The organism is Pseudomonas sp. RIT411 (assembly GCF_003057735.2).
In the GTDB taxonomy this organism is placed as follows: Bacteria; Pseudomonadota; Gammaproteobacteria; order Pseudomonadales; family Pseudomonadaceae; genus Chryseomonas; species Chryseomonas oryzihabitans.
In genome coordinates, this window is record NZ_QBIZ02000020.1 from 72,986 (window position 1) to 78,985 (window position 6,000).

7 protein-coding genes and 1 pseudogene are annotated in these 6,000 nt (G+C 64.5%); 6 read left to right on the forward strand and 2 right to left on the reverse strand.

Annotation, left to right across the window (positions count from 1 at the left end):
* Nucleotides 1-150 precede the first annotated feature (150 nt).
* From DBY63_RS21365 to DBY63_RS21385, 5 genes are all read left to right on the forward strand, one after another.
* Nucleotides 151-576, forward strand: coding sequence for a VOC family protein (locus tag DBY63_RS21365; protein WP_108576263.1), 426 nt, complete (start codon nt 151-153; stop codon nt 574-576).
* Between the two features lie 96 nt (nt 577-672).
* Nucleotides 673-1,434: a 5-oxoprolinase subunit PxpB gene (gene pxpB / locus DBY63_RS21370; protein WP_108576264.1), complete on the forward strand. Its 762-nt coding sequence runs from the start codon at nt 673-675 to the stop codon at nt 1,432-1,434.
* On the forward strand, nt 1,431-2,372 hold the full coding sequence (locus DBY63_RS21375; protein WP_108576265.1) for a biotin-dependent carboxyltransferase family protein: 942 nt from the start codon (nt 1,431-1,433) through the stop codon (nt 2,370-2,372). Before pxpB ends, DBY63_RS21375 begins: the two co-directional genes overlap by 4 nt.
* A gap of 225 nt (nt 2,373-2,597) precedes the next feature.
* Nucleotides 2,598-3,779, forward strand: a complete 1,182-nt coding sequence (locus DBY63_RS21380; RefSeq protein ID WP_256594479.1) for an MFS transporter — start codon at nt 2,598-2,600, stop codon at nt 3,777-3,779.
* A complete protein-coding gene (locus DBY63_RS21385; protein WP_108582806.1) occupies nt 3,776-4,531 on the forward strand; it encodes a DUF1445 domain-containing protein in 756 nt (251 codons plus the stop codon). The genes DBY63_RS21380 and DBY63_RS21385 overlap by 4 nt, the downstream gene beginning before the upstream one ends.
* 193 nt (nt 4,532-4,724) lie before the next feature.
* Here the strand turns inward: DBY63_RS21385 and DBY63_RS21390 are convergent, their stop codons facing one another.
* Together DBY63_RS21390 and vapB are read right to left on the reverse strand one after the other, a co-directional pair.
* Nucleotides 4,725-5,135, reverse strand: a complete 411-nt coding sequence (locus DBY63_RS21390; protein ID WP_108576268.1) for a type II toxin-antitoxin system VapC family toxin — start codon at nt 5,133-5,135, stop codon at nt 4,725-4,727.
* Nucleotides 5,132-5,362: a type II toxin-antitoxin system VapB family antitoxin gene (gene vapB, locus DBY63_RS21395; protein ID WP_108576270.1), complete on the reverse strand. Its 231-nt coding sequence runs from the start codon at nt 5,360-5,362 to the stop codon at nt 5,132-5,134. The genes DBY63_RS21390 and vapB overlap by 4 nt, the downstream gene beginning before the upstream one ends.
* A 409-nt stretch (nt 5,363-5,771) precedes the next feature.
* Between vapB and DBY63_RS25110 the strand changes: the two are divergent.
* Nucleotides 5,772-6,000: pseudogene (locus DBY63_RS25110) on the forward strand (hypothetical protein); the annotation flags it as partial.

Here is a 6,000-nt window from a genome sequence, read left to right on the forward strand (position 1 = left end):
CCACCAGGTCGAGTCGATGTGAGCCCTCGGCATTCGTCAGCGGACAGCGAAGCAACAAAATTTTTACTGCTCGCGGGCAAGAAATTGCGCTTTTGATGAAAGAAAACATGGGGTGAGATGAAGGCGCACCTTCTCACGAGGATTCCACCCATGGCGCTGTCCCCTTTTCACCTGGCAATTCCGGTCTACGACCTGGCAGCCGCACGGCACTTCTACGGTGATGTCTTCGGTCTTGCCGAGGGACGCTCCAGTGAGCACTGGGTCGACTTCGACTTTTACGGCCACCAGCTGGTGATCCACGAGCACCCCAAGACCCCCTCGCAGGAAGCGGCCCACACCAACGCGGTCGACGGCCACGATGTGCCGGTACCGCACTTCGGCATCATCCTGGGCTGGGACGAGTGGGAGGCCCTGGCCGACCGCCTGCGTGCCCGCGAAACCAAGTTCGTTATCGAGCCCTATATCCGCTTCCAGGGCCAGGTTGGCGAACAGGCCACCATGTTTCTCTTCGACCCCTGCGGCAACGCCCTGGAGTTCAAGGCCTTCAAGGACATGAGCCAGCTGTTCGCCAAATAACGCCGGGCGGCCCTGGCCGCTCGTGAAGTCTTCGCGACCGGAGCCTCGAGAATTCCGGCGCGCCTTCCATGATGTCTTCGCCTGCCGGTAACTCCTGTGAAAACTGCGAGCACTACTGCGCCCCTCTCTTCTGCGACACTCGAATGGCGGATCCGTCCGGTCGGCGAGCGCCTGCTGGTGATCGAGGCCAGCGCAGCCCCGTCCGCAGCGCTGAGCCGTCGCCTCGGCGCACTCGCGGCCTACCTGGGCGAGCGCCAGGCACAGGGCGCCCTACCCGGTGTGAGCGATATCGTGCCGGCGCTGGCCAGCGTCGGCGTGCACTATCGCCCCTGGCAGGTAGTGGAGCATCTGGGGTACCCGACGCCGTTCGCGGCCCTGGCCGCCCAGCTGCAGCTCCTGCTCGACGACAGCGACAAGGTCGAGTCCCACTCGCCGCGGTTGATCGAGATCCCCGTCTGCTACGGCGGCGAATTCGGCCCGGACCTCGCCGGAGCCGCCGCGGACTGCGGACTCTCTGAAGAGGAGCTCGTCGCGCTGCATGGCGCCGAAGTCACGGTGCTGATGCTCGGCTTCGCACCTGGACATCCCTACCTTGGCCATTATGACGAGCGCCTGGCCCTGCCACGCCGCCGCATGCCCCGGACCAGGGTGCCGGCCGGCAGCCTGGGCCTGGCCAATCGACAGAGCGTTATCTATCCCCAAATTCTCCCAGGCGGCTGGTCCCTGATCGGCCGTACGCCTTGGCGCCTGTTCGATCCGCAGGCAGAACAAGCCTGCCTGCTACGCGCCGGCGATCGAATCCGCTGCGTGCCGATTGACGCGGCCACCTTTGCCGCCTTGCAAGAGGTGCGGCCATGACCCTGGAAGTCTTGACCCCAGGCCTGGCCACCACCTTCCAAGACCTCGGCCGTCAAGGCTACCAGCAATGGGGAGTGCCGGTGGGCGGACCAATGGATGAGGTATCCCACCGCCTGGCCAACGCCCTGCTCGGCAATGCGCCGGACGCGCCGGTGCTCGAGATCACCCTGCTTGGGCCAACGCTGCATTGCCATGGTCGCTGCCGTCTTGCCCTGACCGGGGCGGACCTGGGTTCGTCGCTGAATGGCCGGCCGTGGCCACCCGGCCAGACGCGGACCTTGCGAGAGGGCGACCAGGTCAGTTTCGGGCGCCGTCGCACTGGCGCCCGCGCCTATCTGGCCGTAGCCGGCGGCTTCCGCCTGGAGAGGGTGCTGGGCAGTCGCACCACCAACCTGCACGCCGGCTTTGGTGGCTGGCATGGCCGCCGGCTGGAGAAGGGTGATCTGCTGCCCCTGATGGGCAGCTTTGCCAATCCCCCGCGCCTGCTGATACCGGACAGCCTAGCGCATGTGATCGGCGCCGCCCCGCTGCGGCTGGTGCCGGGTCGCGACTGGACCGCCTTTACCGGTGCCGCGCAGACGGCGCTGCACGAGAGTCCCTTCACCGTCACCCCTCAGTCGGATCGCATGGGCTATCGCCTGCAGGGGCACACGTTGCAGCTGGCTGCACCCCGTGAATGCCTGTCCGAGGCGGTCGCATTCGGCACCGTGCAGGTGCCGCCGGATGGCCAGCCCATTGTGCTCATGGCCGATCGGCAGACCACGGGCGGCTATCCCTGCATTGCCCAGGTCGCCCAGGTAGACCTTCCACGCCTGGCGCAGTGTGTGCCCGGCGATGTACTCGCCTTCGCCTTCATTGAGCTCGCTGAAGCACAGCGCCTGGATCTTGCCCGCGAGCGTCTGCTGGCGGCGCTGGAGCGAGACGCCAGCGTCGCCTGACACCACCCGGATCGGCGCGACAGACGCCGACCGTTCTGACCTTGCCCCACCCTGCTGAGCAACGTTCCCATTACAGAAGGATACGTCCATGTCTCGCGTGCTCTCTTCCCCCCCCTCACCGCCTCCGCATCCCAGGCCGATACCGAACGCCTGGCGCGTCGCGCGGCAACCGCTGCGGCCACCGGTACCGCCATCGAGTACTACGAATTTGGCGTCTATGGCTTCATGGCGGCCTTCCTCGGGCCACTGTTCTTTCCTGGCGACGATCCCACCGCGGCGTTGCTGGCGGTGCTGGCGGTGTTCGGCAGCGCCTTCCTGGTGCGTCCCCTGGGCGGGGTGCTGCTTGGGCGCCTGGGCGACCGGCACGGCCGGCGCCTAGTGCTGCTGGTTACCGTGATCGGCATGGGGCTGGCCACCGCCGGTATTGGCCTGCTGCCTACTACCGCCCAGGCCGGCTTGTTGGCGCCGGTGCTGCTGGTCGCGTTGCGCCTGGTGCAGGGCTTTTTCGCCGGCGGCGAGGTGATCGGCGCCGCTGCCTTTGTCGCCGAATCGGCACCTGAAGGCAGACGGGGCTTCTTCGGCGCCTTCACCCCGGTAGGGGTCGCCTTAGGCGGCTCGCTGGCCGCTATCGTCTGTGGCGTCACCACCACCCTTGCCGGCGCGGAAGCGATGCAGGCCTGGGGCTGGCGTGTGCCCTTCCTGCTGGCTCTACCGCTGGTGGCACTGTCCGCTGTGCTACGGCACAACGTAGAGGAGACGCCGGCGTTCCAGCGCTTCCTTGCCAAATCACAGCCACCCAAGGCGCCGGTGCGTGAAGTGCTGGCCGAGCAGCGCCCGGCAGTCCTCAAGGTCATGCTGCTAGCCCTGGGGCAGAACGCCGGCTATTGGGTCGGCCTGATCTTTATGAACCTCTATCTGACCACTCACCTTGGCTATCCCAAAGCGCAGGTGTACTGGATCATGGCCGGCGTCAGCCTGTGCGCTGCGCTGATGATGCCGTTCTGGGGCGGGCTGTCGGATCGACTAGGTCGGCGGCGGGTGCTGACCCTGGGCTTCACCGCCTATGTGGTGCTGGTGATCCCCATGATGCTGCTCATGGCCCAAGGCAACATCTGGCTCGCGGCGCTGGCGGTGCTGGTAGCCGCGCTACCGATGCCCATCGTGCAATCGGTGGGCTACCCCACCTATGCCGAGCAATTTCCCACCCGGGTGCGCTATACCGGCATGGCGATCGCCATCAATTTGGGCGCCATCCTCGGCGGGGGGCTCACGCCTTATCTGGCGACCTGGCTCATGGCCAAGAGCGGCAACCTGCTGATGCCGGGTTTCCTGCTGGTCACCGCCGCAGTCATCGCCCTGGTGACGCTACGCCTGGTACGCGAAACCTCGAAGGAGGAACTGCAGTGACGCCGGCCGAGTTGCGCTCACAGATTGCCCGGGGCGAATGGACCACTCCCACCGCCGGCGTGCTCGATGACTACCAGCAGGCCAACCTGGTGATCGTGCCGCAGGCCCAGGCCTATGCGCTGTTGCTGTTCTGTCTGCGCAACCCTAAGGCCTGTCCGATTCTCGCCGTGGGGGATGCCGGAGATCCTCGGGTGCCCTTGCCCGGGGCGGCCATTGATATCCGGACCATGCTGCCGCGGTATCGCGTTTGGCAGCATGGCCACCTGGTGGCTGAGCCCACGGACATCGAAGCCTACTGGCGGGAGGATTCCGTGCTCATCCTGCTCGGCTGCAGCCACACCTTCGACGCGCCGTTGCGCCGCGCGGGTATCGAGGTCAGCAGCGCGGCACCGCCGGTCTACACCACCACGCTGCCCAATGCACCGGCTGGCGCGCTGGGCGGCACCCTAGTAGTGAGCATGCGACCGGTACCCCAGGGTCTGGTCAGTCAGGCAGTGTTGGTGACCGCACGCTATCCCAGCGGGCACGGCGCGCCTGTGCACATCGGCAATCATGAGGCGCTCGGCATCTCCGATCTACAGGCGCCGGATTTTGGCGTGGTGCCGCCTATGGGCCCGGACGACGTGCCGGTGTTCTGGGCGTGCGGGGTAACGCCGCAGCAGGTCCTGCCTCAGCTGCGAAGCGCCTACTGCATCTCCCACTATCCTGGGCACATGTTGGTGCTGGACCAGCGACCTGAAGCGTTCGGATAGGTTTGATGCCGCAGAGCGCTATGCTGGCGCTCTGGGTGCGATGCAGGTCCCCATCTTTGTGCTGTGCAACGGTGACGATCTCCGCCAGGCTGTTTGAGATGTCTTCGGCAATCGGAGCCAGTCCCTCAGCTGCGTTGGCAATCTGCCAGTTCAAGTGACGACAAACATCGCCAATTGCAATACGTCACACCTATCAAACCCAGTCTTCATACACGAGGCCGGGGACCCGGCTGAACTCACGTACATTGTTGGTCACCAGGGTGCAGCCGATAGCGATTGCATGCCCAGCAATGGCCGTGTCGTTCGGCCCGATCGGTGTACCCGCCGTATTGAGCTGGCGCATGACCTCAACCGTCGCATCGACCGCGCGCAAGTCCCAGGCGATCACCGCGTCCAGTCGCCGAACGAACTCGTCCACCAGAACCTTGTGCTTGGGTGAGGCTTTCTTGCCGATCTGGCCGTAACGCATTTCCGCGTAAGTAATGGCCGAAATCACGATGCGATTGCCGCGCTCGACCTCAGCAGCAAGGCGTCTGATCACAGCATCTGGATGCTCCCGCATGATGAACGAGCAAATGCAGGTATCGAGCATGTAGGTGGTCACAGAGTGAACCTGCCTTCATCACTCGACACTGCGGTGCGCTCCTGCAGGAAGTCAGCGTCAGCCTTAGGCAGTTCCGCCAGAGACGTCCAGGACGGGCGGGCAGGCCGTAGGGTGATGACGTCACCCTCCTTCGAGATTTCGAGCTCGCCGATGCCATCAAAAGCCATGTCCTGGGGCAGCCGGATTGCTTGATTCCTGCCATTCATGAAAATCGATACGGTACGCATGATCTGCTCCCTTGGCATATGCATGACATATGCAAATATAGCGTACTGTTCAGGCATCTACAAGGCAAATGCCTTCAAATGGTAGGCGCGCGTACCTTGCACAGGGGCGGTATCGACTCCCTGTCAGCGCTGCTCCAAAGCGCAGGTGAATTGGGTTATGGGCGGCGTCAGCCTTCGCCGCGCTTATGATGGTGTTATGGGATGGGCTGTCCGATCGATTCGGCCAACCGCGGGTGTTGACCCTAGGCTTCACCACCTATGTGATTCTGGTGATTTCGATGATGCTGCTCATGGCCCAGGGCAACATCTGATTCGTGGCGCTGGCGGTGCTGGTAGCCGCGCTAACCGATGCCTATCGTGCAGTCGGTGGGCTATCCCGCCTATGCCGAGCCTGGTGCGCTATACCGGCATGGCCATCGCCAGAGTCTTCGATGACTACCAGCAGGCCAATCTGGAGATCGTGCCGCAGGCCCAGGCCTATGCCCTGCTACTGTTCTGTCTGCGCAATCCCCAGGTCTGTCCGATTCTCGCCGTGGGGGATGCCGGCAATCCTCCAGTGCCTTGCCCGGGGCAGCCATCGACATCCGGACTATGCTGCCGCGCTATCGATCAGCCTCCTTCCCAAGACTCTCCCGCTC